At 66.0% G+C, this 23,527-nt stretch carries 22 protein-coding genes; 12 read left to right on the forward strand and 10 right to left on the reverse strand.

Annotation, left to right across the window (positions count from 1 at the left end; translation table 11 throughout):
- The first annotated feature begins 144 nt into the window (after window positions 1-144).
- Both AC07YR_RS07765 and AC07YR_RS07770 read left to right on the forward strand, forming a co-directional pair.
- Window positions 145-699 carry an RNA polymerase sigma factor gene (locus AC07YR_RS07765; protein ID WP_055801086.1) on the forward strand — a complete coding sequence of 185 codons (555 nt, stop codon included), beginning with the start codon at window positions 145-147 and terminating at the stop codon, window positions 697-699.
- Window positions 696-1,535 carry a hypothetical protein gene (locus AC07YR_RS07770; RefSeq protein WP_494733618.1) on the forward strand — a complete coding sequence of 280 codons (840 nt, stop codon included), beginning with the start codon at window positions 696-698 and terminating at the stop codon, window positions 1,533-1,535. Before AC07YR_RS07765 ends, AC07YR_RS07770 begins: the two co-directional genes overlap by 4 nt.
- A 23-nt stretch (window positions 1,536-1,558) precedes the next feature.
- Here the strand turns inward: AC07YR_RS07770 and AC07YR_RS07775 are convergent, their stop codons facing one another.
- From AC07YR_RS07775 to acs, 4 genes are read right to left on the reverse strand one after another with little or no spacing between them, the layout of a single operon-like run.
- The gene (locus AC07YR_RS07775) at window positions 1,559-2,056 is read right to left on the reverse strand and encodes a CoA-binding protein (RefSeq protein WP_055801080.1); all 498 of its coding nucleotides are present in this window, start codon (window positions 2,054-2,056) and stop codon (window positions 1,559-1,561) included.
- Window positions 2,053-3,393, reverse strand: coding sequence for an O-acetylhomoserine aminocarboxypropyltransferase/cysteine synthase family protein (locus tag AC07YR_RS07780; RefSeq protein WP_494733619.1), 1,341 nt, complete (start codon window positions 3,391-3,393; stop codon window positions 2,053-2,055). Before AC07YR_RS07780 ends, AC07YR_RS07775 begins: the two co-directional genes overlap by 4 nt.
- Entirely contained in the window at window positions 3,393-4,601 is a 1,209-nt protein-coding gene (gene sfnG / locus AC07YR_RS07785) for a dimethylsulfone monooxygenase SfnG (protein WP_494733620.1), read from the reverse strand. Before sfnG ends, AC07YR_RS07780 begins: the two co-directional genes overlap by 1 nt.
- A 10-nt stretch (window positions 4,602-4,611) precedes the next feature.
- The gene (gene acs / locus AC07YR_RS07790) at window positions 4,612-6,744 is read right to left on the reverse strand and encodes an acetate--CoA ligase (RefSeq protein ID WP_494733621.1); all 2,133 of its coding nucleotides are present in this window, start codon (window positions 6,742-6,744) and stop codon (window positions 4,612-4,614) included.
- Between the two features lie 304 nt (window positions 6,745-7,048).
- Between acs and AC07YR_RS07795 the strand changes: the two genes are divergently transcribed.
- From AC07YR_RS07795 to AC07YR_RS07825, 7 genes are all read left to right on the forward strand, one after another.
- On the forward strand, window positions 7,049-7,474 hold the full coding sequence (locus tag AC07YR_RS07795; RefSeq protein ID WP_055801072.1) for a CoA-binding protein: 426 nt from the start codon (window positions 7,049-7,051) through the stop codon (window positions 7,472-7,474).
- Between the two features lie 42 nt (window positions 7,475-7,516).
- On the forward strand, window positions 7,517-7,927 hold the full coding sequence (locus AC07YR_RS07800; RefSeq protein ID WP_436056578.1) for an MmcQ/YjbR family DNA-binding protein: 411 nt from the start codon (window positions 7,517-7,519) through the stop codon (window positions 7,925-7,927).
- A complete protein-coding gene (locus AC07YR_RS07805) occupies window positions 7,924-8,520 on the forward strand; it encodes a DUF1990 domain-containing protein (protein ID WP_436056579.1) in 597 nt (198 codons plus the stop codon). Before AC07YR_RS07800 ends, AC07YR_RS07805 begins: the two co-directional genes overlap by 4 nt.
- Window positions 8,521-8,534: 14 nt before the next feature.
- Window positions 8,535-9,185 (forward strand): hypothetical protein, encoded by a 651-nt coding sequence (locus tag AC07YR_RS07810; RefSeq protein WP_494733622.1) that lies wholly within the window; start codon window positions 8,535-8,537, stop codon window positions 9,183-9,185.
- Between the two features lie 5 nt (window positions 9,186-9,190).
- A complete protein-coding gene (locus AC07YR_RS07815) occupies window positions 9,191-9,508 on the forward strand; it encodes a putative quinol monooxygenase (protein ID WP_055801063.1) in 318 nt (105 codons plus the stop codon).
- 75 nt (window positions 9,509-9,583) lie between these two features.
- Entirely contained in the window at window positions 9,584-9,877 is a 294-nt protein-coding gene (locus AC07YR_RS07820) for a DUF503 domain-containing protein (RefSeq protein WP_436056581.1), read from the forward strand.
- A 117-nt stretch (window positions 9,878-9,994) separates the two neighbouring features.
- A complete protein-coding gene (locus tag AC07YR_RS07825) occupies window positions 9,995-10,936 on the forward strand; it encodes a type IV toxin-antitoxin system AbiEi family antitoxin (RefSeq protein WP_494733623.1) in 942 nt (313 codons plus the stop codon).
- A 70-nt stretch (window positions 10,937-11,006) separates the two neighbouring features.
- Here AC07YR_RS07825 and purL read toward each other — a convergent pair whose 3' ends face one another.
- Genes purL through purS form a run of 3 tightly spaced genes read right to left on the reverse strand, consistent with a single transcriptional unit; the run spans window position 11,007 to window position 14,348 of the window.
- Entirely contained in the window at window positions 11,007-13,325 is a 2,319-nt protein-coding gene (purL, locus tag AC07YR_RS07830; protein WP_055801061.1) for a phosphoribosylformylglycinamidine synthase subunit PurL, read from the reverse strand.
- Window positions 13,322-14,095 (reverse strand): phosphoribosylformylglycinamidine synthase subunit PurQ, encoded by a 774-nt coding sequence (gene purQ / locus AC07YR_RS07835; RefSeq protein WP_494733624.1) that lies wholly within the window; start codon window positions 14,093-14,095, stop codon window positions 13,322-13,324. Before purQ ends, purL begins: the two co-directional genes overlap by 4 nt.
- Before the next feature lies 1 nt (window position 14,096).
- Window positions 14,097-14,348 carry a phosphoribosylformylglycinamidine synthase subunit PurS gene (gene purS / locus AC07YR_RS07840; protein WP_011690410.1) on the reverse strand — a complete coding sequence of 84 codons (252 nt, stop codon included), beginning with the start codon at window positions 14,346-14,348 and terminating at the stop codon, window positions 14,097-14,099.
- Window positions 14,349-14,612: 264 nt separating this feature from the next.
- Here purS and AC07YR_RS07845 point away from each other — a divergent pair, with 264 nt between their 5' ends.
- Complete coding sequence (locus AC07YR_RS07845) at window positions 14,613-14,798, forward strand: hypothetical protein (RefSeq protein ID WP_055801054.1); 186 nt, start codon at window positions 14,613-14,615, stop codon at window positions 14,796-14,798.
- A gap of 286 nt (window positions 14,799-15,084) precedes the next feature.
- Complete coding sequence (locus AC07YR_RS07850) at window positions 15,085-18,222, forward strand: S8 family serine peptidase (RefSeq protein ID WP_494733625.1); 3,138 nt, start codon at window positions 15,085-15,087, stop codon at window positions 18,220-18,222.
- A gap of 115 nt (window positions 18,223-18,337) precedes the next feature.
- Here the strand turns inward: AC07YR_RS07850 and AC07YR_RS07855 are convergent, their stop codons facing one another.
- The 3 genes from AC07YR_RS07855 to AC07YR_RS07865 are packed head-to-tail and all read right to left on the reverse strand — an operon-like array spanning window position 18,338 to window position 20,218.
- Window positions 18,338-18,721 carry a serine protease inhibitor gene (locus AC07YR_RS07855; protein ID WP_494733626.1) on the reverse strand — a complete coding sequence of 128 codons (384 nt, stop codon included), beginning with the start codon at window positions 18,719-18,721 and terminating at the stop codon, window positions 18,338-18,340.
- Window positions 18,718-19,662 carry a 3-methyladenine DNA glycosylase gene (locus AC07YR_RS07860; protein WP_436056586.1) on the reverse strand — a complete coding sequence of 315 codons (945 nt, stop codon included), beginning with the start codon at window positions 19,660-19,662 and terminating at the stop codon, window positions 18,718-18,720. Before AC07YR_RS07860 ends, AC07YR_RS07855 begins: the two co-directional genes overlap by 4 nt.
- A gap of 4 nt (window positions 19,663-19,666) precedes the next feature.
- Window positions 19,667-20,218, reverse strand: a complete 552-nt coding sequence (locus tag AC07YR_RS07865; RefSeq protein ID WP_494733627.1) for an SSI family serine proteinase inhibitor — start codon at window positions 20,216-20,218, stop codon at window positions 19,667-19,669.
- Between the two features lie 279 nt (window positions 20,219-20,497).
- Between AC07YR_RS07865 and AC07YR_RS07870 the strand changes: the two genes are divergently transcribed.
- Entirely contained in the window at window positions 20,498-23,518 is a 3,021-nt protein-coding gene (locus tag AC07YR_RS07870) for a S8 family serine peptidase (protein ID WP_494733628.1), read from the forward strand.
- Window positions 23,519-23,527: the final 9 nt, after the last annotated feature.

The raw sequence follows: 23,527 nt of genomic DNA on the forward strand, positions 1-23,527 counted from the left end.
GGACGCCTGCCCAGGAGTGCGCGGCCTCTGTGGGCTTTCCCCTTCTTTACCCGGGGTAAAGTTGTTGAGCGGGTTCAACCCACAGCCGCCACATGATGGCCATACAATGATGTAGCCATCTCCCTTGAACGAAAGCCCACGTCCGTGACCGAAGCGCTGACCGACGATGCCTTGCGGGCCCTCAAGGGCCGAGATGGCGAGTTGTTCAATCTGGTCTACCGGAGCTATGCGTCCCAGGTACTGGGATACCTGACCGCCCGTGGCGTCGAGGACCCGGAGGCCACCATGCAGGATGTGTTCCTGGCCGTCCTGCCCCGGATAGATACCATCAGCGGCGGAGCCAGCGGCCTTCGGACTTTCCTGTTCTCGGTGGCCCATGCCCGGATGGTTGACGATCACCGAAGGCAAAGCCGGACACCGCCGAAACAACCGTTCGAACCTGAGTTTGACCGGCGGGAATCCTCCTCGGCTGAAGCCGCGGCGATGCTGCTGGTTGCGCCGGGGGAAGTGCTTGAACTGCTTGAGGTCCTGGGTGAGGACCAAAAAGAGGTGCTGACCCTGCGGATCATCGCTGATCTTACTGTGGAGCAGGTGGCCGAAATCATGGGGAAAAGTGCCGGAGCCGTCAAACAGCTTCAGCGACGTGCTTTGGACAGACTCCGTGAACACTCGGCCGTAAAGGACTACGTAGCGCCATGACAACCAGGGATGACTTTTCTGGTGGGACCGTTGACCGGATTCTCCTCGACGCCGGCCACACGGACGTGCCCGAACTCAGGGCCGCCCTCCTGTCCATCGCTTCGCTGGCGCAGATGCCGGTTCCCGCTCCCGGGGCCGAGCTTGCGGCCATGCTGGCCGGTCCACGGGATGAACTGACCCGGAAGCGTTGGCTGCGCCAATACCGCCCAACGGTGGTGGGCCTTGCAGTCCTTGCCGGCATGGGTCTCGGCGTTACGGGTGTTGCCGCCACCAGCCAAGTGTCCGAAGACGGCTCCGGCCTCTGGTCCGTGCAGCAGCTGACCACGGACTGGGCCCCGGACTGGACGCTTCCCCTCGCCCCGGCCGCAACGGACCAGGACGGGCCGGCGGGGTGGGTTTCACCGCTCTTCCTGCGGCTTGACCAGGACAGTCCTTCAACCGCGCACGGGGCAGCCGAACCGCTGACACCCCCGGCGGCCCAGAAGCATGCCAATGGCCAGCCGGCGGCAACACCGCCGGATACCCGCGTGCTTCCGCCGGCCAAACGTCCGGAATGGGCTCCGGGCGTGGCTTCCGGCCATGGCAAAGCAGGGCAGCCGGGCCCCGAAACTGCCGGCGCGGGCACGGGCGACGCTTCAGCGGAGGGGCAGTCCGGTCAGGGCTCCGCGCAAGAGGCCGGCGTGCTTTCCGAACAAGCCGCTCCGGCTCCGGAGGAAGGCAGTGAGGTCCGCGGCGAGTCCGGCCGGAAGAACGAAAAGTCCGGCACGGGCCTGCTCGACTCCGCACTGGACTCTTCCCTGGATCCAATCAGCCGCTGGCTCGGCAAGCTGCGGTAAAACCGCCAGGGGCTCTACAGGCTTTAGGCCAGTACCTGCCGCTTAGAGGAAATAACACCCGTGTCGAAACCGGCCAGGTGGAGTCCGCCGTGGAAGCGTGCGTGCTCGATCTTGACGCACCGGTCCATCACGACGTCGAGCCCGGCGGCTTCCGCTTCCTTGGCCACGTCCTCGTGCCACGAGCCCAGCTGCAGCCAGAGTGTTTTGGCGCCCGCGGCGACGGCCTCGTCCAGGACGCCCGGGAGGTCGTCGTGCTTGCGGAACACATCCACGATGTCCGGGCTCTCGGGAAGGTCGGCCAGGGAGGCGTAGGTAGGCTGGCCAAGGATCTCCTTAACAACGGGGTTCACGAAGTACACCTTGTACCGTGTGGAGGACTGCAGGTACGTGGCCACGAAGTAGCTGGCCCGCGACGGCTTGTCCGAGGCGCCCACAATGGCAATGGACTTTGCCTGCCGGAGCAGGTTCAGCCGTTCCGGGGCAGTAGGGCCTTCCCAGGTCCTGGTTTCTGCTGCGCTCATGCGATTGCTCCGATCGTGCAGGTATCGGCGGCGACGGTTTCGTCGGCACCAATGGCCGACGCCGCATCCAGCGCCTGGTCCAGGTCCCAGAGGATGTCCTCGATGTCTTCGAGGCCCACGGAGATGCGGACGAGGTCTTCGGGGACGCCGGCGGACTCGAGCTGGGCGGGGCTCAGCTGCTGGTGGGTGGTGGAGCCGGGATGGATCACCAGGGTCCGCGAGTCGCCCACGTTGGCCAGGTGCGATGCCAGTTGCAGGGACTCGATGAACTTCTGGCCCGCCGCCCTTCCGCCCTTCACGCCGAAGGAGAACACCGAGCCGGGACCCAGGGGCAGGTACTTCTGTGCCCGCTCAAAGTGCGGGTGTGAGGGCAGCCCGGAGAAGTTCACGTACGCCACCCGCTCGTCCGCTTCGAGCCATTCGGCCACGGCCTGGGCATTCTTCAGGTGCTCGTCCAGACGCTGGGGAAGCGTCTCCACGCCCTGCAGCAGCTGGAAGGCGGACTGCGGTGACAGCGCGGGACCGATGTCGCGCAGCTGCTCGCAGCGGAGCTTGGTCAGGAAGCCGTACTCGCCGAAGTTGCCCCACCAGGAGACGTTGCCGTAGGACGCCACGGGCTCGGTCATGGTGGGGAACTTGCCGTTGCCCCAGTTGAAGCGGCCGCTTTCGACGATTACGCCGCCCAGCGTGGTGCCGTGTCCCCCCAGGAATTTGGTGGCGGAGTGGATCACGATGTCCGCCCCGTGTTCGATCGGCCGCACGAGGTACGGCGTGCTCAAGGTGGCGTCCACCACGAGGGGGATGCCGGCGTCGTGCGCTACCTTTGCCAGCCCGTCAAGGTCCTGGACTTCTGACGACGGGTTGGCCACCACCTCGACGAAGATCGCCTTGGTGTTGTCCCGAATCGCGGCGGCGTAGTCCGCCGGATCGGTGCCGGTGACGAATGTGGTGTCCACCCCGAAGCGGCGCAGCGTCACATCGAGCTGGGTGACCGTTCCGCCGTACAGCTGGGAGGCCGCCACGATGTGGTCGCCGGCCTGGGTCAGTGCGGCGAAAGTGATGAATTCCGCAGCCATGCCCGACGACGTCGCAACAGCGCCGATGCCGCCCTCCAACGAGGCTATGCGCTCTTCGAACGCCGCCACCGTGGGGTTGCCGATGCGCGAGTAGATGTTGCCGTACTTCTGCAGCGCGAAGAGGTTGGCAGCGTCCTGGGTGTCCTTGAACACGAAGGACGTGGTCTGGTAGATCGGGACCGCCCGGGCGCCGTGCTCGGCGTCGGGCGTGCCGCCGGCGTGCAGGGCGCGGGTGCGGAAGCCGAACTTGCGGTCGGCCATTACGCGTCCACCAGCTTGCTGGTAGTGCCGGCGTTTGCCACCGGGGTCTGGGAAAGGTCCAGTTCCGTGCCGTTCCTGCGGGCGAGGTCCGCCTCGAGTTCGCGGACGATCGGCAGGATGTCCTGGCCGAATGCGGCCACTTCCTCCTGGAAGTGCAGGTAGCCGGTGAGGAAGAGGTTCACGCCGATCTTCTTGTACTCCACGATCCGTTCCGCGATCTGCTCGGGGGTGCCGATCAGCTGGGTCTTGAAGCCGTCGTTGTACTGGACCAGGTCCTCGAAGCTCGAGTCGGCCCACATGCCCTTGCCGTCCTTGGTGGACGCGCCGGCTTCCTGGACCGCGTCGCGGAAGCCCTGGACTGCAGGCTTGTGCGCCTTTTCCACGATTTCGCGGAGGGTGTCGCGGGCTTCCTTTTCGGAATCGCGGGCGATGACGAAGCCGTTGAGGCCAAAGCGGGGTGCGGCCAGCTGGCCGGACGTGCCGCGCCGGGTCTCCCCGGACGCTGCAACAACACCGGCGATGTTCTCCTTGAAGCCCTCCAGATCCTTGCCGTTGGAGAAGTACCAGTCCGCCACACGGCCGGCGGTTGCCTGGGCCGCGGTGGAGTTGCCGCCGAAGAAGATCTCCGGGTGCGCACGGCCCGGAACGTCCACCGGCGCCGGGTTCAGGGTGAAGTCGGTGATGTTGTAGTACTTGCCGGACTGGCTGTATTCCTGCTCGGTCCAGAGGCCGCGGAGCACCTTGATGAATTCCTCGGTGCGGACGTAGCGTTCGTCGTGCTCGAGCCATTCGAGGCCGAAGTTGGTGAACTCATTCTTAAGCCAGCCGGAGACGATGTTGACGGCGGCGCGGCCGTTGGAGATGTGGTCCGCGGTGATGATGAACTTGGCAAGCACACCGGGGTGCCACATGCCGGGGTGGACGGCCGAGATGACCTTGAGCCGCTCCGTGGCCGCCAGCAGCGCCAGGCTGAAGGACGTGGCCTCGTGCTGCTTGTCCGCGCCGTAGGAGGCGGCGTAGCGGGTCTGCGTCAGTGCGTATTCGAAGCCGGAGTTCTCGGCAATCCGTGCAAGCTTCTTGTTGTAGCCGAAGTCCCAGCTGGTGCGCTGCTCGATCGTGGAGACAACCAGGCCGCCGGATACGTTCGGCACCCAGTAGGCGAACTTGAGCGGTTCGGAAGGACGGGCAACGTTGCTGATGTCGTTCATGATGGTTCCTTTACTTCTGTCCGTTGAGGGGAGATGCCGGGACGGTGGCGGCGTAGCCGGCCAGGGCATCCTGGATTCCGGCGATTGCCGGCTCGTTCTGGAGGGACGTGGTGTCGCCGAGGGTGGTTCCCTCGAAAAGCTGGGTGAGCAGCCGGCGCATGATCTTGCCGCTGCGGGTCTTGGGCACATCGGGAACCACGACGACGTCGCGCGGCTTGGCGATCGGCCCGATCGCCTGGGCGACGTGGTTGCGGAGCTCGGCAGCTACTTCCCCGGAAACCCCGCCCTTCAAGACAACAAAGGCCACCACCGCGTGGCCGGTCTTCGGATCCGCCACCGGGCAGACGCCCGCTTCCACCACGGCCGGGTGGGAGACGAGGGCGGACTCTATTTCGATCGTGGACAGCAGGTGGCCGGAGACGTTGAGGGTGTCGTCCACCCGCCCCAGGATCCAGATGTCGCCGTCGTCGTCGTATTTGGCGCCGTCCCCGGCCAGGAACCAGCCCTGCTCGGCGTACTTGCGCCAGTATGAATCGAAGTAGCGCTGCGGGTTGCCCCAAACGGTGCGGGCAATGGCCGGGCCGGGGGAGTCCACCACAATGAAGCCCTGGACGCCCGGTGGCACGGTATTGCCGGCGTCGTCCACGATCCGGGTGCTGACGCCCGGTAGCGGGCGGGCCGCGCAGCCGGGCTTGAACTCGGTGTCCGTCGGGGCGGGGGAGAGGATGGTGGCGCCGGTCTCGGACTGCCACCAGGTGTCCACCACGGGGGCGGTGCCGGCGCCGACGTTCCGGCGCAGCCAGCGCCAGGCTTCGGGGTTCACGGCTTCGCCCACGGTGCCGAGCATCCGGATGGAGGAGAGATCGTAGCTGTCCGGGACGCCGTCCGGGAACCAGCCCATGAGCGAGCGGACCAGGGTGGGTGCCGTGTAGTACTGGGTTACGCCGTAGCGCTCGATGATCTCGAAGTGCCGGCCCGGGTGCGGAGTGTTCGGGGTGCCTTCGAAGATCACCTGGGTGACCCCGTTGGAGAGCGGGCCGTAGATCTCGTAGGTGTGGGCCGTGACCCAGGCGAGGTCGGCGGTGCACCAGTGCACATCCTGGTCCCGGAGCGCCGGGTCCGGGTTGCTGAACAGGTGCTCGAAGCTCCAGGACGCCTGCGTCAGGTAGCCGCCGGAGGTGTGCACCAGTCCCTTGGGCTTACCGGTGGTCCCGGAGGTGTACATGATGAAGAGCGGGGTCTCGGCGTCGAACGCTTCGGGTTCGTGCACGTCGGATGCCCGTCCGACGGCGTCGTGCCACCACACGTCGCGGCCCGCGGTCATGGGGACGGTTGCCAGCTGGTCAGCAGGGGTGGTGCGGTTGACCACCAGGACGTGCTCGACGGCGTTGTCCCCGGCAACCGCGGCGTCCGCGTTGTCCTTGACCGGTACGGCCACACCGCGGCGGAACTGGCCGTCCGTGGTGACCAGGAGCTTGGCCCGGGTGTCCTCGACGCGGAATTTCAGCGCCTCGGCGGAGAAACCCCCGAACACCAGGGAATGGATGGCGCCGATGCGCGCCACGGCGAGGGTGATGATGACGGTTTCGGGGATGACCGGAAGGTAGATGACCACGCGGTCGCCCTTGGTGATGCCCAGGGCCTCGAGCGCGTTGGCGGCCTTGGACACTTCGCGCTGCAGTTCGGCGTACGTGATGGCCCTGCGGTCGCCGGGCTCGCCCTCGAAGTGCAGGGCCACTTTGCCGCCGCGGCCGGCGGCGATGTGGCGGTCCACACAGTTGTAGGCGACGTTGAGCTTGCCGCCTTCAAACCAGGTGATGTCCGGGCCGGTGCCGGCGTCCAGGTCTGCCGGCACTCGCCGGTGGGCGGTGTGCCAGGGCTCCGCCCAGTCGAGGCGGAGGGCCTGTTCTTCCCAGAATGCAACGTTGGTGGTACTGCCGTGACGCGCCGGTCGGTCAATGGGGACGCCGTGCACTGCGCCGTCCGTGGGCTCGGTCAGGGACCATCCCGAAGAGCCGCGAGAGGAGCCGGGCGCGTCACGCAGCCCTGCTTCGTTCGCCGTCGCGTCCGAAGTGGTTTGTGGGGTTGCCTCGGACGGACTCCGGGCAAGGGTGGGCAGGGCGGAAGAAATCTCTGGGGTCATTGCAGCACTCCATCGGTCCTGGCAGTAGCACCCTTAGTTCCCTGGGCTCCTTCGAAATTCATCGAGAGAGAAGGAACAGTTCCGTGGGAATGGTCGTCTCACGTCACCGGGGGTTGCTGCGGCTTCATCGATCCAGGTCTCTCGGCCGCTCGGGATGGTCACTACCAACTAGAACCGAGATGCACGATTTCACAAAATCTGCGGCTTTGGGGCTGTAATATTCGTTCATCGCTTAGCTGTGCTCGGTTGATTCATTCATATATTCGGGGATATGCCGGAATCGCCGCAGGAGTAAGGTTGATGCATGGCCCATGTTAACGATCCGGCAGTCATTGACCGACTCATGCGAACCAAAGGCACGTGGGCGGTGGTGGGCCTGACCACCAACGAATGGCGCTCGGCGTATGACGTTTCCCTGTACATCCGTGACCGGATGGGCATGGAAATCATCCCTGTCAACCTTCCCGGCGACGACGTCCACGGCGAGAAGGGGTACCGCTCCCTTGCGGACATCCCCGCGGAGAAGCACCCGATCGACGTCGTGGACTGCTTCGTGAACTCCCACAGAGTGGGGGCTGTCATCGACCAGGCAATAGCCGTGGGTGCCAAGTCGGTGTGGCTGCAGCTCGGCGTGTTCGACGACGCCGCCGTAGAGCGTGCCAAGGCAGCCGGACTGGACGTGGTGGTCAACGAGTGCCCTGCCCGCGAAGGGTGGCGTGTGGGCATCTAGCGCCCCTGCCTAATGCCCCGGGAGTCCGGATAGGCTCGTGCCATGGACGTTGCCACCCTCCGCGATATCTGCCTGAGCTTTCCCGGCACTTTCGAGGACTTCCCGTTTGGGCCTGAAACCTCCGTCTTCAAAGTGCGCGCGGCGGTGCCGGGCGGAGCGCGGCACGACGCCAAGATGTTCGCTGCGTCCGCCATGGACCTGGCGGACTGGTCCGTGAGCCTCAAATGCGAACCGGCGCTGGCCGAACAGCTGCGCGCGATCCACCCTGAGATCACCGGTGCCTGGCACATGAACAAGACCCACTGGAACGGGGTCAGGCTGGATGGATCACTGCCGGACGACATGATCCGGGACATGGTGGAGGACTCCTACGACCTGGTGGTGGCCACGCTGAGCCGGAAACAGCGCGAACAGCTGGGATGGGCAGGGCTCGCCCGGGGTGAAGCCGAATGAGGCGTGACCGCGGGGCGGGCCGGACCGGCAGCCTCCGCCTGAGCCGCGGCTCCCGCAGACTTGCCCGCGGCAGCCTGAATTACCCCGGCATCGGGTCCACCGACGACGGCAGACCGCCGGACGGCATGCCCTGCGTGGTCACGCAGGCCTACCTCGGCGAGGGGCCGGCCCTCTACCGGAGGGTGGCCCAGGGAATCCTGGCCTGGCAGCTGCAGAAACGGTCCGGGCTGCGCGTCCGCACAGACTCCGACACCGTGAGGCCCGGCGCGCGCGTGGTGAGCGGATTCGGCGTCGGGCCTTTCCGGATCAACGCTCCCTGCGAGGTGGTGTGGGTGCGGCGCCCGGTCCCCGGAGGGGGCCCGCAAAGCGCCGGTTTCGGCTACGGAACCTTGCCCGGCCATCCGGTCCAAGGCGAGGAAGCCTTTGTGGTGGAGTTAGACGGCCAGGGCCGGGTGTTCCTGAAGATCACTGCTTTCAGCCGGCCGTCGAACTGGTTTTACGCCGCTGGCAGCGCCGTCACGGCCCGCGCACAAAGGCATGTCACTTCCCGATACATTGGGAGTGCACACGAACTGGCCGCAGGTGAAAGCTGAGCAGGAGCAGGTGGATGCTGGAACAGAAAACCCTTGACCAACTGTGGAATTTTGACGACCCCGCCGGATCGGAAGTCCGCTTCCGGAAGGCCGCTGCAGATGAACACTACGACGCCGACGAACAGGCGGAACTCGCCACCCAGGTGGGACGGGCCATCGGCCTGCAGGGCCGCTACGAGGAAGCCGATGCGCTCCTGGACGCGATCGACGCCGACGAGCCCACCGTGGCCGTGCGGGTGCTGCTGGAACGCGGCCGGCTGCTGAACTCCAGTGGCCATGCCGCCATGGCCGTGCCTCTGTTTGAACAGGCCGCAGAACTCGCGGACCACCTCAGCGAGGAATTCCTGGCCGTTGACGCGCTGCACATGCTGGCCATCGCGGACCCTGCGCATGCCGAGTCCTGGACCCGCAGTGCCCTCGAGTACGCCTCCACGGTTCACGATCCGCGGACCAAACGCTGGATGGTCTCGCTGCACAACAACCTCGGCTGGACGCTGCACCAGGCCGGGCGCTTTACCGAAGCCTTGGTGGAGTTCCAGCTGGCCGAGCAGTGGGCTGAACGCGTCGGCACTCCCCAGCAGCAGAAATGGGCCCGTGAGGCGATCGAGGAGTGCGAGCATTCCCTTGCCGACGGGCTGACAGCAGAAACACAACGAAAGGCATAACCCCCGTGATCTTTATTGTCGTCAAGTTCAAGGTCAAGCCCGACTGGTCGGAGAAGTGGCTGGGCCTGGTGGAGGACTTCACCCAGGCGACGCGGCAGGAGCCAGGCAACCTGTGGTTCGACTGGTCCCGCAGCGTGGAGGACCCCAACGAGTTCGTCCTCGTGGAGGCCTTCAAGGACGACGCCGCGGGCGACCACGTCAACAGCGCACACTTCCAGAAGGCCATGGCGGACATGCCGCAGGCCCTCGCCGAAACGCCCCGGATCATCAGCCGCCAGCTCGACGGCGACGGCTGGGACCAGATGGGCGAACTCACCGTCTGATTTCATCGATTGCTCCGTGGCGGCCCTTTTGAGGCCTCAAAACGGCCGCTACGGAGCAATGGATAGGCTTATGGCATGTGGATCGGATGGATCGAGTTCGACATACTCCTGGGCGACGTTCACAGCCTCAAGGAGAAGCGTTCCGTGGTGCGTCCCCTGCTGGCGGAGCTGAAGCGGCGCTTCGAGGTGTCCGTTGCCGAGGTGGGTGACCACGAACAGTACCGGCGGGCGCAGCTGGGCGCAGGCCTGGTGGCTGCCGACCGCGCGCACCTCGTGGAGGTGCTTACCGCCGTCGAACGCTTCGTGGCCTTCCGCCCCGAACTCGAGCTCCTCAGCGCCCGCCAGCGGGAGCTCCGCAGCGACGACTGACTCATCGATTGCTCCGCACGGGCCCTTTTGACACCCCAAAACGGCCGTTACGGAGCAGCCGATGGGTCTTGTGGATAACTTCTGCGGACTCGGGTGGCGTTCTGCTCTGATGAACCCATGAAGACTCCGCGCCCACTGCCCGTTGATTTCCAGGATCGACCCTTCACCGTGGTGGACGCGGCGCGCGCCGGAGTATCACCCAAACGGCTGCGGCACAGCTCCCTGAAGCGCCTGGGGAAGGGAATACGTGCGGAAAGCCCGACGGCGGAGCTCCCCTTGAGTATCAGGGTGCGGCCCTTCATTGAGGTCAACGAGCGATGCGCCGCATCGCACCTCACTGCGGCGGAACTGCTCTTGCTGCCGCGACGTCTGCAGAAGGGATCGCAGGATATGTTTCATGTCATCAGGCCTGAGGGCGAGGCCCATCTGAACCGGCCCCATGTCATTGTGCACCGGATGAAGCTGTACAGCGACGAGGTCACAACCGTCGAGGGCGTGCCCGTGACCACTCCGGAGCGGACCTGGCTGGACATGGCGGAGACGCTGTCAGTGGACGAGCTTATAGCCATGGGCGACAGCTGTGTTCGAGTGCCGCGGGCGGGCCTTGAGGACAGGGCCTTGCCGCTCTGCTGTCTGGCTGACCTTCAGCGGATGATTGACAGGCACAAGGGAAAGCGCGGATTGCGCAAGGCGAAGGAAGCCATCAAGCTCATCAGGGTGGGCTCCGACTCACCGCAGGAGACGCTCCTTCGGTTGGCAGTGGTCAGAGCCGGGTTGCCGGAACCGGAGTTGAACGTGCCCATCATCGGCCATGATGGTCTCCGCCATCACGAGCCTGACTTGTCATACCGCGAGTACCGGGTCGGGATCGAGTACGAAGGCGAGCATCACGGTGACGAGGTGCAAATCGTCCGGGACATTGCCCGTTCTGAATGCTACGAGATGCTGGGATGGACAGAGGTTCGAATTTCCAAACGGCACATGCTGAACGACGCCAAGCCGGCGGTGGCCAAGGTTCGTACCGCGCTGGTCCAAGCAGGTTGGCGGCCCGGGCGTTAAGCAACGATTGCTCCGTAACTGCCGTTCTGAGGGTTCAAAAGGGCGGTTACGGAGCAATCGATGAGGGTGCCTAGTCGAAGTACTTCGGCAGCGTGGCCTCGTGCGCTTCGCGGAGGGCGGCGAGGGACAGGGTGTCCACGCCGTTGATCTCCAACTGACCGCTGGCCGCGTCCACCACACCGATGCGTGTGTGGGCGAAGCCGCGGGCGGTGCACATGTCCGTGAAGCGGACTTCCTCGGAACGCGGCACACCAACAACCGCGCGGCCCTGCGTCTCGGAGAACAACGCCGTGAACAGGTCCACGCCGTCGCGGTCCATGACGTCCTGCAGGGCAATCCGCGCACCGACGCCGTAGCGCAGCGAGGACTCCACCAAGGCTGCCGCGAGGCCGCCCTCGGAGAGGTCGTGGGCGGAGTCCACCATGCCGTCGCGGGAGGCGTTGATCAGGATTTCACCCAGCGCGCGTTCGGCGGCGAGGTCAACCTTGGGCGGCAGGCCGCCGAGGTGGCCGCGCATGTTCGCCCATTCGGATCCGTCCAGTTCTGCCGCGGTGGTGCCCAGCAGGTAGATGGCCTGGCCGTCTTCGCGCCAGCCCGACGGCGTGCGGCGGGCAACGTCGTCGAGCTTGCCCAGCACTGCCACCACGGGGGAGGGGTGGATGGGGGTGGTGCCGGTCTGGTTGTACAGCGAGACGTTGCCGCCGGTTACCGGGATGCCCAGCACCATGCAGGCGTCGGACAGGCCGCGGATGGCCTCGGCGAGCTGCCACATGACATCCGGGTCCTCGGGGGAACCGAAGTTCAGGCAGTCGCTGACGGCCATCGGCACGGCGCCGGAAGTGGCGACGTTGCGGTAGGCCTCAGCCAGGGCGAGCTGTGCGCCGTGGTACGGGTCGAGGTAGGTGTAACGGCCGTTGGCGTCGGTGGCCAGGGCCACGCCCAGGCCGGTTTCCTCGTCCACCCGGACCACACCGGCGTCGTCCGGGAACGCCAGCGCGGTGTTGCCGCCGACGTAGCGGTCGTACTGGTTGGTGATCCAGTCCTTGCTGCACATGTTCGGCGAGGCAATGAGCTCGGTCACGGCAGCGGCGAGTTCCGCAGGGGCGGCGGGTCGGCCGGCGTCCTGGACTGATCCGGTGAAGGAGTCGGCCTGGACGGAGTCCTGCCATTCAGGGCGGGCGTACGGACGGTCGTAGACCGGACCGTCGTGGGCAACGGTGCGCGGGTCGACGTCGACGATGACTTCGCCTTCCCAGGTGATGATCAGGCGGCCGGTGTCGGTCACCTCGCCCAGCCAGGAGTACTCCACGGCCCACTTGTCCATGACCGCTTCGAAGGCGGCGATGTTCTCGGGGGTCACCACGGCCATCATGCGTTCCTGCGACTCGGACATGAGGATCTCGCCCGGGGTCAGGGTGGGGTCGCGCAGCAGGACCGAGGTCAGCTCGACCTGCATGCCGCCGTCGCCGTTGGAGGCGAGCTCGGACGTGGCGCAGGAGATGCCTGCGGCGCCCAGGTCCTGGATGCCCTCAACGAGTGAACCCTTGAACAGCTCCAGGCAGCACTCGATCAGGACCTTCTCGGCGAAGGGGTCGCCTACCTGGACCGCGGGGCGCTTGGACGGCTTGGTGTCGTCGAAGGACTCCGAGGCCAGTACCGAGGCGCCGCCGATGCCGTCGCCGCCGGTGCGGGCACCGAACAGCACCACTTTGTTGCCCTTGCCGGAGGCGTTGGCGAGGCGGATGTCCTCGTGGCGCATGACGCCGACGGCCAGCGCGTTCACCAGCGGGTTGCCCTGGTAGACGGAGTCGAAGACCATTTCGCCGCCGATGTTGGGCAGGCCCAGGGAGTTTCCGTAGCCGCCGATGCCGGCAACGGCACCGTGCATGACGCGTGCAGTATCCGGGTGGTCGATGGCGCCGAAGCGCAGCGGATCCATCACGGCCACCGGGCGGGCGCCCATGGAGATGATGTCGCGGACGATGCCGCCGATGCCGGTGGCGGCGCCCTGGTAGGGCTCCACGAACGACGGCGAGTTGTGGGACTCGATCTTGAACGTCACGGCCCAGCCGTCGCCCAGGTTGGTGACGCCGGCGTTTTCGCCGATGCCCACCAGCATGTCCTTCTTCATCTCATCGGTCACCTTTTCGCCGAACTGGCGCAGGTGGTTCTTCGAGGACTTGTAGGAGCAGTGCTCGCTCCACATCACGGAGTACATGGCGAGCTCGGCGCCGGTGGGGCGGCGGCCCAGGACCTTGACGACCTCGTCGAACTCGTTCTGCTTCAGGCCCAGCTCGGCCCAGGGGAGTTCGGTGTCCGGGGTCTTGGCAGCGTTTTCGACCGTGTCGATGTTGAACTTCCTGCCGACGGTTTCAGCTGAAGTACTCACTTTGCGCCTCCCACAATCTTGTTCAATACGGAGGTGAAGAAACCGAGGCCGTCGGTATCCGAGCCGCCGATGCCGTCGAGGGATGCCGGGCCGAAGCCGGCCTCTACGGCGTGCTCGGGGTGCGGCATCAGGCCCACCACGTTGCCGGCGGCGTTGGAGATGCCGGCGATGTCGCGGCGCGAGCCGTTCGGGTTGAAGCCCACGTAGCGGAACACCACGCGGCCTTCGGCCTCCAGGGCATCCAGGACCTTCTCGTCCGCGATGTACTGGCCGTCCTGGTTCTTCAGCGGAACGGTGATTTCCTGGCCGGCCTCGTAGTCGAGCGTCCACGCAGTGTTGCTGTTTTCAACGCGCAGGACCTGGTCACGGCACATGAATTTCAGGTGGTCGTTCTTGATCATGGAACCGGGCAGCAGGTGCGATTCGGTCAGGATCTGGAAGCCGTTGCAGATGCCCAGCACGGGCAGCTTGGCGTCGGAGTTGGCCGCATCGATGATCTTGGACATCAGCGGCGCAAAGCGGGCAATGGCGCCGGCGCGGAGGTAGTCACCGTAGGAGAATCCACCGGGAATCACGACGGCGTCGACGTCACCCAGCGCGCTGTCCGCGTGCCAGAGCGGCACTGCGGTGCCGCCGGCCAGCCGGACTGCACGGGCGGCGTCGCGGTCATCCAGTGTGCCGGGGAAGGTGACGACGCCGATCTTCGCACCCGCGAGCGGGGGGTGCGCGGCGACAGCGACCGCCTCGCCGATCAAGGGAAGTTCAGTCATCTCAGGCCTCGACGACCTCGACGTTGACGACGTCCTCGATGACGGGGTTGGACAGCAGGGTTTCTGCGGCGTTCCGGGCCTGGGCCAGGATTTCCTCGGTCACCTCGCCGTCGACAGTGAGTTCAAAGCGCTTGCCCTGGCGGACAGAGCTAAAGGCAGTGAAGCCCAGCCGCGGGAGTGCACCCACGATGGCCTTCCCCTGCGGGTCCAGAATCTCGGGCTTGGGCATGACGTCGACGACGATCCGGGGCATCCGGTAACTCCTGTGCGTGAGCGTTGGGTAAGGGCGCAGCGGAGTGATGCCGTCTCACGCTGGTCTGCTGCTGTATTCACAGCCACTGCGGACTCCAAACATAAGACAGCGGGAACGAGCGCTCCGCGAGCTTGCCTGCCCATTCTACCGGGCGCAATGCGTCAAGCCGCATTCGTGGTTGGACTGTGAAATGGGGCACTCGCCGGAGTGTGCAGAACGACGCCGGCTCTGGTGGTGCGCTGGTGCGCTCAGTAGGATTGCGGCATGGCTCAGAAACCCAGATCCGTCCTTCTTCCGGTCATGGCCGCGGCAGTGTTCGCAGGCCTGGGCCGAATGGTCATCCAGAAGATCAAAGCCGATCGCGCGGCCCGGGAAACAAACGTAGCCGGCCCCATCGACGCGAAGACGCGCGAGTGGATCAGCGAGGTTGTCCGGACTCCGCGCCAGTAAGGCCGGTTTCCCGATCCCGGGACCTGAACCCCTGACCTGAACATCTGACTTGAACTGAGGGCGGTTTCCACTGCGGAAACCGCCCTCAGTCGTGCCCTGCCCAAGCCCGAGATGACAAAAGCAAAACGATACTTGTGTCCTATGTCATATCCGGCTCTCACTCTGTACTGTTTGACTCGGCTGGTCTCGCCGGATGACAGGAACTGTCGATCCGGCTGTCATTTCCCAGCTGACCGAGACCGGCCGCACCGCCGGACCCGTACCTCATGAAAGGTTTCAGTCGCTCGTGAAATCAAAAGGAATAAGCCTTGTCCGGGGCGGGGGACTCCGGAAGGCTGCAGCGTTGGCTGTGGGCCTCCCGCTGCTGCTCTCCTCCGTCGCGGTGGGTCCCGCTACCGCGGCACCCACCGAACCCAACGGGGTTGAACAGGCAAAAAACGTCAACCCGACAGATTACAAGGACGGCCGCTACATCGTTGTCCTGGCTGAGAAAGCCGCGGCAGCCTACGAAGGCGGAACGGACGGCATAGCGGCAACCAAACCGCAGCAGGGCCGCAAGCTGGATGCCGGGAGCCAGAACTACAAGGCGTACGACGCACACCTCCGCAAGGCCCAGCGTGACGTCGCGTCCAAGCAGGGCGTGACCCCGTCCAAGCAGTTCACTGGCGCGCTCAACGGCTTCGTCGCTGAGCTCACCGCGCTGCAGGCAACCGAACTTGCCAAGGACGCCAATGTGCTCCTGGTGGCACCGGATGTGGAGAACACCCCGGACTACACCACCACTGACTTCCTGAAACTCACGGGCAGCGAGGGAGCCTGGGCGAAGCAGTTCGGCGGCGAAGCCGGTGCCGGGAAGGGCGTGGTGGTCGGCGTGATCGACTCCGGCTACGCCCCGGACAATCCCTTCCTGCAGGGGGACGCGGTGCAGCCGCTCAAGGGCAAGGCTGAGGTGGGCGTCCCCTATCTCACGGCGGGCGGCAAGATCGCCATGCTCAAGTCGGACGGCACCACCTTTGAAGGCGAATGCCAGAAGGGCATCGAGTCAGGGGCTTCGTTTGACGGGACGCTCTGCAACTCCAAGGTGGTCGGCGCCCGCTACTTCGCAGACTCCTTCCGTCAGTACGTGACGCCCGAACACCGCGCCCCGGAGGAACTGATCTCCCCGGTGGACGTGGGCAGCCACGGCACGCATACGGCCACCACCTCCGCCGGCAACGCCAACGTGGAGCAGGTCATCGACGGCGCCAGCTTCGGCAGGAGCTCCGGCGTTGCACCGGCCGCGAAAGTCTCCGTCTACAAGGTCTGCTGGGAAGACGACAATCCCGCTACGGGCGGCTGCTACTCGTCCGCCTCGGTCGAAGCTGTTGACGCGGCCATCAAGGACGGGGTGGACGTCCTCAACTACTCCATTTCCGGCAACACCAACAGCACCTCGGATCCCGTTGCGCTGGCCTTCCTGAACGCGGCCGCGGCCGGCGTGTTCGTTTCGGTCTCGGCCGGCAACTCCGGACCCACCGTTTCCACCGTGAACCACGCCTCGCCGTGGCTGACCACCGTCGCAGCCTCAACGTTCCCCAGCGACCTGCTGGGCACGGTCAAGGTATCCGACGGCAGCATGTACCGCGGTGCGTCCATCATGAAGACTGAAGTCAAGGACGCCGGCGTGGTTGTTGCCGCCGACGCTGCGGCCCCGGATGCGCCAACGGCCGCGAACCTGTGCGGCCCGGGAACGCTGGACGCCGCCAAGGTCAGCGGCAAGGTCGTAGTCTGTGACCGCGGCGTCGTGGACCGCACGGCCAAGAGCCTCGAGATCCAGGCAAAGGGCGGTGTGGGCATGATCCTGGTCAACCTGTCCTCCAGTTCCGAAGATGCAGACAACCACGTGCTGCCCACCGTCCACGTCAATGCCCCCAAGAGCCTGGAACTCAAATCCAAGCTTGCTGCCAATCCGGCGCTCACGGTGAGCCTTCTCAAGGGTGACCTCACCGGCCAGCCGCTCGCCCCGGCCCCTCAGGTGGCAGGGTTCTCCTCGCGGGGCCCCAGCCTGGCCTCCGGCGGCGACCTCCTGAAGCCGGACATTTCGGCTCCCGGCGTGAACGTCCTCGCGGGCGTTTCCACCATCGGCAACAACGGCGCGCAGTTCGGCTTTATGTCCGGCACCTCCATGGCTGCCCCGCACATCGCCGGCTTCGGAGCCCTGGTGCTCAGCAAGCAGCCCAAATGGTCGCCTGCCATGGTCAAGTCCGCGATGATGACCACCGCCTACCCGCTGGTCAACGCCGACGGCACCCCCAACCGGAACCCGTTCGAAGGCGGCGCCGGGCACATTGACGCCACCCGGGTCCTGGACCCGGGACTCGTGTACAACTCGGACATCAAGCAGTGGCTGGCCTTCCTGAACGGCCAGGGCGTGGCGACCGGTGCACCCCAGGCCGGCACCATTGCCGCGCGCGACCTCAACCTGCCGTCCATTGCACTGGGCAGCCTCGTGGGCGAGATCCAGGTCAAGCGCCAGATCACGGCGCTGATGCCGGGAACATACCGGCCCGTGGTGGACCTGCCCGGCGTCAGCGTCCACGTGGAGCCGCAGATGCTGAACTTCGCCAAGGCAGGGCAGACCCGCGAGGTCACCCTCACCATCAAGAACGTCAGTGCGCCGGTGGGCAAGTTCGCCACGGGCACCCTGACGTGGAAGGGCCCGCGCACGGTCAGCTCGCCCATTGCGGTCCGTCCGGTGGACGCCCAGATTGCCCCGTCGTTCGCCTTCAGTTCGGCCACCGGCACCGGCAGCGGAACCCTGGACCTGGTCTCCGGCTCGGACGCACCCATCGCGGTGGGAGTCGAAGGGCTTGCGCCCTTGTCCGAGACGGCCGTCACCAAGACACCCGGCGCCTATGCGGCAAAGAATGACGAGCACAACGCACTCGTCAAAGTGGACGTGCCCGCCGGCGCCACCTTCGCCCGGCTGGGGATCCAGGCCGGAACGGACGACGTCGACTGGGACATGGTGGTCTACGCACCCAATGGAAGCGGCGGCCTCGTGGCAACCCAGGTAGCAACGGCATCCGCCAGTGAGTTCCTGGACCTTGAATCGCCGCGTGCAGGCACCTACTACATCGTGGCGAACCTCTACTCCACCCCGGATAACGGACCTGCCACGGCGGTCGTCCAGGCGGTTTCGTTCCCCGGAAAGCCGGAGGCGAAGCTCGCCGTCAACCCGAACCCGATCGTTGCCCCCAACGGCACGGCCACCACGGCGACAGCCAGCTGGACCGGCCTGGAACCGGGATCCTACCTGGGACGCCTGAGCCTGGGCACAAACGGGATCAAGACGTGGATCAACGTCAAGGTGGGCACCGCAGCGGCGTCCAACCCTGCCGGAGTTCCGGCGATCACGACCGCTGACGCGGTTCCGGGAACCTAACCCCGAGCACCAACTGTAAACAGCAGTAAGGAACGTCCCGGCAGCCGCAAGGCCCCCGGGACGTTCCTGCGTGATGGGCCTGTTCGCTCAGGTCCGGCAGATTAGACCGGACTGCTCAGGTTTGGCCGGTGGATCCCGGTGTGCCGCCGAAGAGCGGCGCGAGGGAGCGCCACCGCGCAATTTCGCACCCGTCGGTCAGACTGAAATGACTGTTGACGGGGCGGCCATGGAACATCCCCGTGACCACGGCCACCTGCGGGCCGCCGTACTGCTGCGTGCAGAGCATGTCGGCCCGCCGCGGCGTGAAGAAGGCTTCCTCACCAAAACGTTCGACGGCGGCAAGCGCCGCCGCAGGGTCCGGCAGCGTTGAGCCGTCAGCCGCAGCGGCCTGCGGCGATGTACCCCTGCGCACGACCAAGCGGAACTCATACTGCGGCGCGCCCGGAGCCTCGGTCAGCCGGACGGTCAGGTCCACGTCCAGGTCCACGTCGGCCGTCATTCGCCGTCCCCAAGCTCGTCGATCAGGGGCGCCAGGGCTTCCAGTAGCCGTCCCCGCAGTTCCTGGGCCTCGGCGGAGAATCCACGCTGATATTCAACGTACTCCGCCTTGCCGGCGGCGGTTTCTATCGGTATGGGCGGGTAGCCCCACTCTTCGAGGTCGTAGGGGGACGCCTGCATATCCATGGCGCGGACGCGCCAGGACAGTTCGAAGCAGTCCATCACGAGTTCACTGGGAAGGGCGGGCGCCAGCTTGTAGGCCCACTTGTACAAGTCCATGTTGGCGTGCAGGCAGCCGGGCTGCTCCATGGACCGCTGGTTGTCCCGGCTCGGAGTGAGTTCGTTCAGGGGTGCGGCATCCGGAGTGTAGAAGCGGAAGGCATCAAAGTGGGAGCACCGGATCCTGTTGTCCTCCACCACCCGGTCGGTGCCAGCCGCCCCCAGGCGCAGCTGCAGGTATTCGTGGCGCAATTCAAACTTGTCCTGGCGGTACACCATTGCCCACTCGTGCAGGCCGAAGCAGCCAAACTGGGCGGGCCGCAACGCCGTGCCGCGCAGGATGATCCCGGCGAACTGCAACGCCTCCTTGCGTTCGGCGAGGAACGAGGTGAGGTCGACAGTCGCGGCCGTGGTGCCGGGCGGCAGGCCAGCGGCGGCAAGGTCGCCGTCGTCGAGCATTGTGTAGTACTTCCAGCCGGAGCGGGCGGCGGCTTCCGGCCCGGTCAGGACGACGCCGGCGCCCGGGTGCCAGCGCAGGAGCTGGCCCGGTTTCTGGGTGTAGTACGTGAAGAGGAAATCCTCCACGGGGTGTTTCTTACCGGCCGAGCGGCGGGCAAGGTAGGGGTCGGCATAGCGCCGGACCCGGGCCTGATGGGCTGCTTCGAGGCGCTGCCAGGCGTCCGCCGGCAGCGCCTTCTGCTGGCCGTGCTTCAGAATCTGCATCAGCCTAGGAAACCCCGCCTGCGGAGCCCAGGATGTCCTTGGCCGCATTCCACAGGCCGATTTCGCAGCCGTCCCTGCGGGCGAAGGATGAATCCACCGGCGACCCGTCCACGATCCCGGTGACAGTGGCCTCCTGCGGGCCGCCATATTGCTGGGTGCAGGCCTGGTCCGTGCTGCGGGGAGCCGGGCTGAGCGCCGCCGGGTTGTCCTTCAACGCGGTGCAGGCCGCAGCAGCCGAGGGGTGGCTGCTTTCGGCCGTCGGAACGCCGCCTTTACACACCAGCGTGTAGTTCAGCGCGGCTTCCGATTCCGACGGCTTGACCATAATGGCGAGCTCGGCGTCCCCCTTGCCGGGCCCGGATGTGGCGGGCGCCGACGCCGGCGGAGGAGAGGGGGCCGGGACCGTAGTTTCTGTGTCCGGCGAGGGCGTAGCCGAGGGGCTGGCGGTGCTGGAGGTAGCAGAGGAAGAAGGGCTTGGGCCGCCACCGCCCGGCGAGCAGGCAGCGAGACCGGCGACGGATACCAGGACGAGCGCGTGAATCCATGCCTTACGCATTACCGGTCCTCCTCATTTTGGTCCATTCTATCGCCGCAGCCCCACGATGAACCCTGCCGTTCGGCCCGGCCCCGGTCTTGGGCGCGCCAGTCCGGGCACCCCGGCGCGGCCGGCGATTAAATCTGTCCCGGACATCTCGATTCCGCGGCCCCACTCCGGTATGTTTCTCACATCACTGGATGTATGGCCTCACGCCCACGTTTCGCCGACGTGGACGGATACATCCGGGAGGTGGGACCGGTTATGCCCCCGGTCCGGCAACCTAGGAGGCCGTTCGTCATGACTCACCCGCCTGTGGGCTCCCGCCTTCAAAGCAGAAATCCAGCCACACGCCTCGGCGCCGCCGTCGCTTTGGGAATTGCACTCATGATCGGCCAGGGGCTGGCGGCGCCCGCCCAGGCAGCCGCGGACCCCGTTGTGGAAGACACGCCGTCGCTCGACGCCGGACGCTACATCGTGATGTTGAAGGACAAACCCCTGGCCGCCTACACGGGCGGCATCGAAGGCATCCCCGGGACGGCCGCGTCCAACGGCAGAAAGCTCGACGCCGGCAGCGCTGAGTCCCAGCGCTACTCGGCACACCTGGAGTCAGAGCAAAGCAGGCTGGCCGCGGAGGAGGGTGTGGCCATCGACGACAACTACACACTGGCGGTGAACGGCTTCAGTGCGGAGTTGTCCGCGGAGCAGGCCAGCGCGTTAAGCAAGGACGGAAGCGTCCTTGCTGTCGTTAAGGACAGCTTGAACAAAATTGACTACTCCAGCACCGAATTCCTGGGTCTGCCAGGTCCTGATGGGGTCTGGGCACAACAGTTTGCCGGCGTCGCCAACGCAGGCAAGGGAACTGTCGTGGGAGTCCTGGACACGGGCTACACACCGGGCAATCCGTTCTTTGCCGGCGAACAGGTGAAGCCGCTGGCCGGAGCGCCGCAAGTGGGCGAGCCGTACCTGTCGCCCGCAAACCAGATCACCATGCTGAAAGCGGACGGCAGCACTTTCACGGGCGTCTGCGAGGCGGGCGTCGAATTCGCCGGAACAGAGTGCAACAGCAAGGTTATCGGCGCCCGGTACTACGACGAAGCCTTCAAGGCAGGCGTACCACCGGGGCTGCGCTCGCCGAGGGAAACGTTCTCACCACGGGACATCAACAACCACGGGTCGCACACCGCCAGCACCGCCGCGGGAAACACCGATGTCAGCCAGGCCGTGGGCGGCCGGGACTTCGGCAAGGGTTCTGGCGTTGCCCCGGGTGCGAAGCTCGCCGTCTACAAGATCTGCTGGGAGGGCGTCAGCCCCGCAACCACCGGCTGCTTCGCCTCCAGCGCAGTGGAGGCCATTGAGGATGCGATCAGGGACGGGGTCGACGTCCTGAGCTACTCCATCTCCGGCACCAACAACTCCGCCGCCGACCCGGTGTCCATCGCGTTCCTGAATGCTGCGGCGGCCGGGATCTTCGTGGCCGCTTCAGCCGGCAACTCCGGCCCGGCGGCCGGCACCGTCAACCACGCCGCTCCGTGGGTTACCAGCGTGGCTGCCTCCACCCACAGCAGCAGCCTCCGCGGCACGGTGGAGCTGTCCAGCGGCGAGAAGTTCGCGGGCGCCAGCATCATGGCCACGGAAGTTGCGGATGCGCCCATCGCGCTCGCTGCCACTGTGAAGGCCGCAGGTGCACTGGATGCCAATGCCGCACTGTGTGCGCCCGGCACGCTTGACCCGGCCAAGACAGCCGGCAAGATCGTAGTCTGCGACCGGGGTGTGGTGGACCGGACGGCCAAGAGCATGACCGTGGCCCAGGCCGGCGGTGTCGGCATGGTCCTGGTCAACCTGACAACCAACTCACTGGATGTGGACCTGCACAGCGTTCCCACGGTCCACCTCGACGATCCCGCCATCAAGGAGGCCGTAGGGGCGGACACGGCGTTGACGGCGAGCCTGGTGTCCACCGACACCACCGGCCAGGACCCGCCACCGGTCCCGCAGATCGCCGGGTTCTCCTCCCGCGGGCCCACCCTTGCGGCCAGTGGTGACCTCCTGAAACCGGACATTGCGGCTCCCGGCGTGGGCGTCCTTGCTGCTGTCTCGCCGGCAGGTTCCAACGGCCAGAACTTCGGGTTCCTGTCCGGGACGTCCATGGCAGCGCCGCATATTGCCGGACTCGGGGCACTGTTGCTAGGCAAGAACCCCCTGTGGTCCCCGGCCACGGTCAAATCAGCCATGATGACCACGGCCTACGATCTGGTGGATGCCGAGGGATCTCCCGTCCACGACGTCTTCGCCCAGGGCGCCGGACAGATCGATCCGGCACGGATGGCAACGCCGGGGCTGGTGTACGACGCCGGCCCCAGCGACTGGCTCGGTTTCCTGCAGGGCCAGGGCTATCAGCTGGGCGTTGCGCCGGTGGCCGCCAAGGACGTCAACCTGCCCTCCATCGCGATCGGCGGGCTCACCGGCACGCAAACCGTGACGCGGACAGTGACCGCGTTGACGGCCGGAACCTACAGTGCGGAAGTCGATGTTCCCGGAATCACGGCTGAGGTGACCCCGGACGTGCTGACCCTGGCCGAAGGCGAGAAAGCCACATTCACGGTGCAGTTCACGAACTCCGGCGCGGCCCTGGACGCCTTCGTTGGCGGATCGCTGACCTGGAGCTCTGGTGAAGCCACTGTCCGAGTGCCAGTGGCCATCCGTTCAGTGACCGCTGTTGCGCCGGCGGTGGTTAATGCCGCTTCCGCGGGCGGCACGGGCAGCATCGTCATTCCGGTAACGTCCGGCAGCCCCGAGCCGATCGACGTCACCGTCAAGGGGCTCGCCAAGGCAAACTCGACGGCGATCAGCCTGGTTCCCGGGCCATACACCGGGGTCAAGGACGCCGCGAACGACGTTCAGATCGTCACCGTTGCGGCAGGTTCGTCGCTGGCCAAGTTTGCGGTGAACTCCGCCAATCCGGCAGCGGACTTCGATTTATACGTGGTCTCTCCGGCGGGGCTCTTGTATCCGGGGGCTACGCCTGCTGCCAGCGAGGCAGTGTCCATCACGGATCCCGTGGCAGGTGACTGGAAGGTGACCACCAACCTGTTCGCCAGCCCCGGCGGCGCGGCGACTGCAGCTTCGGTTGACGTGATGATCCTTGGGGGAGACGCCGGAAACCTGAAGGTGAGCCCTAATCCACTCAACATTGAAAACGGCACCACCGGTGAGCTTACGGCCAGCTGGGCCGGACTGGCGGCGGGCAACTGGGTGGGCCTGATCAAGTACGGAACGGGGCCGACAACGCAGCTGAATGTCGGCGTAACAGCGCAGTGATTGCCGGCC

It is taken from the genome of Arthrobacter sp. GW460-12-1-14-TSB2, assembly GCF_059423525.1.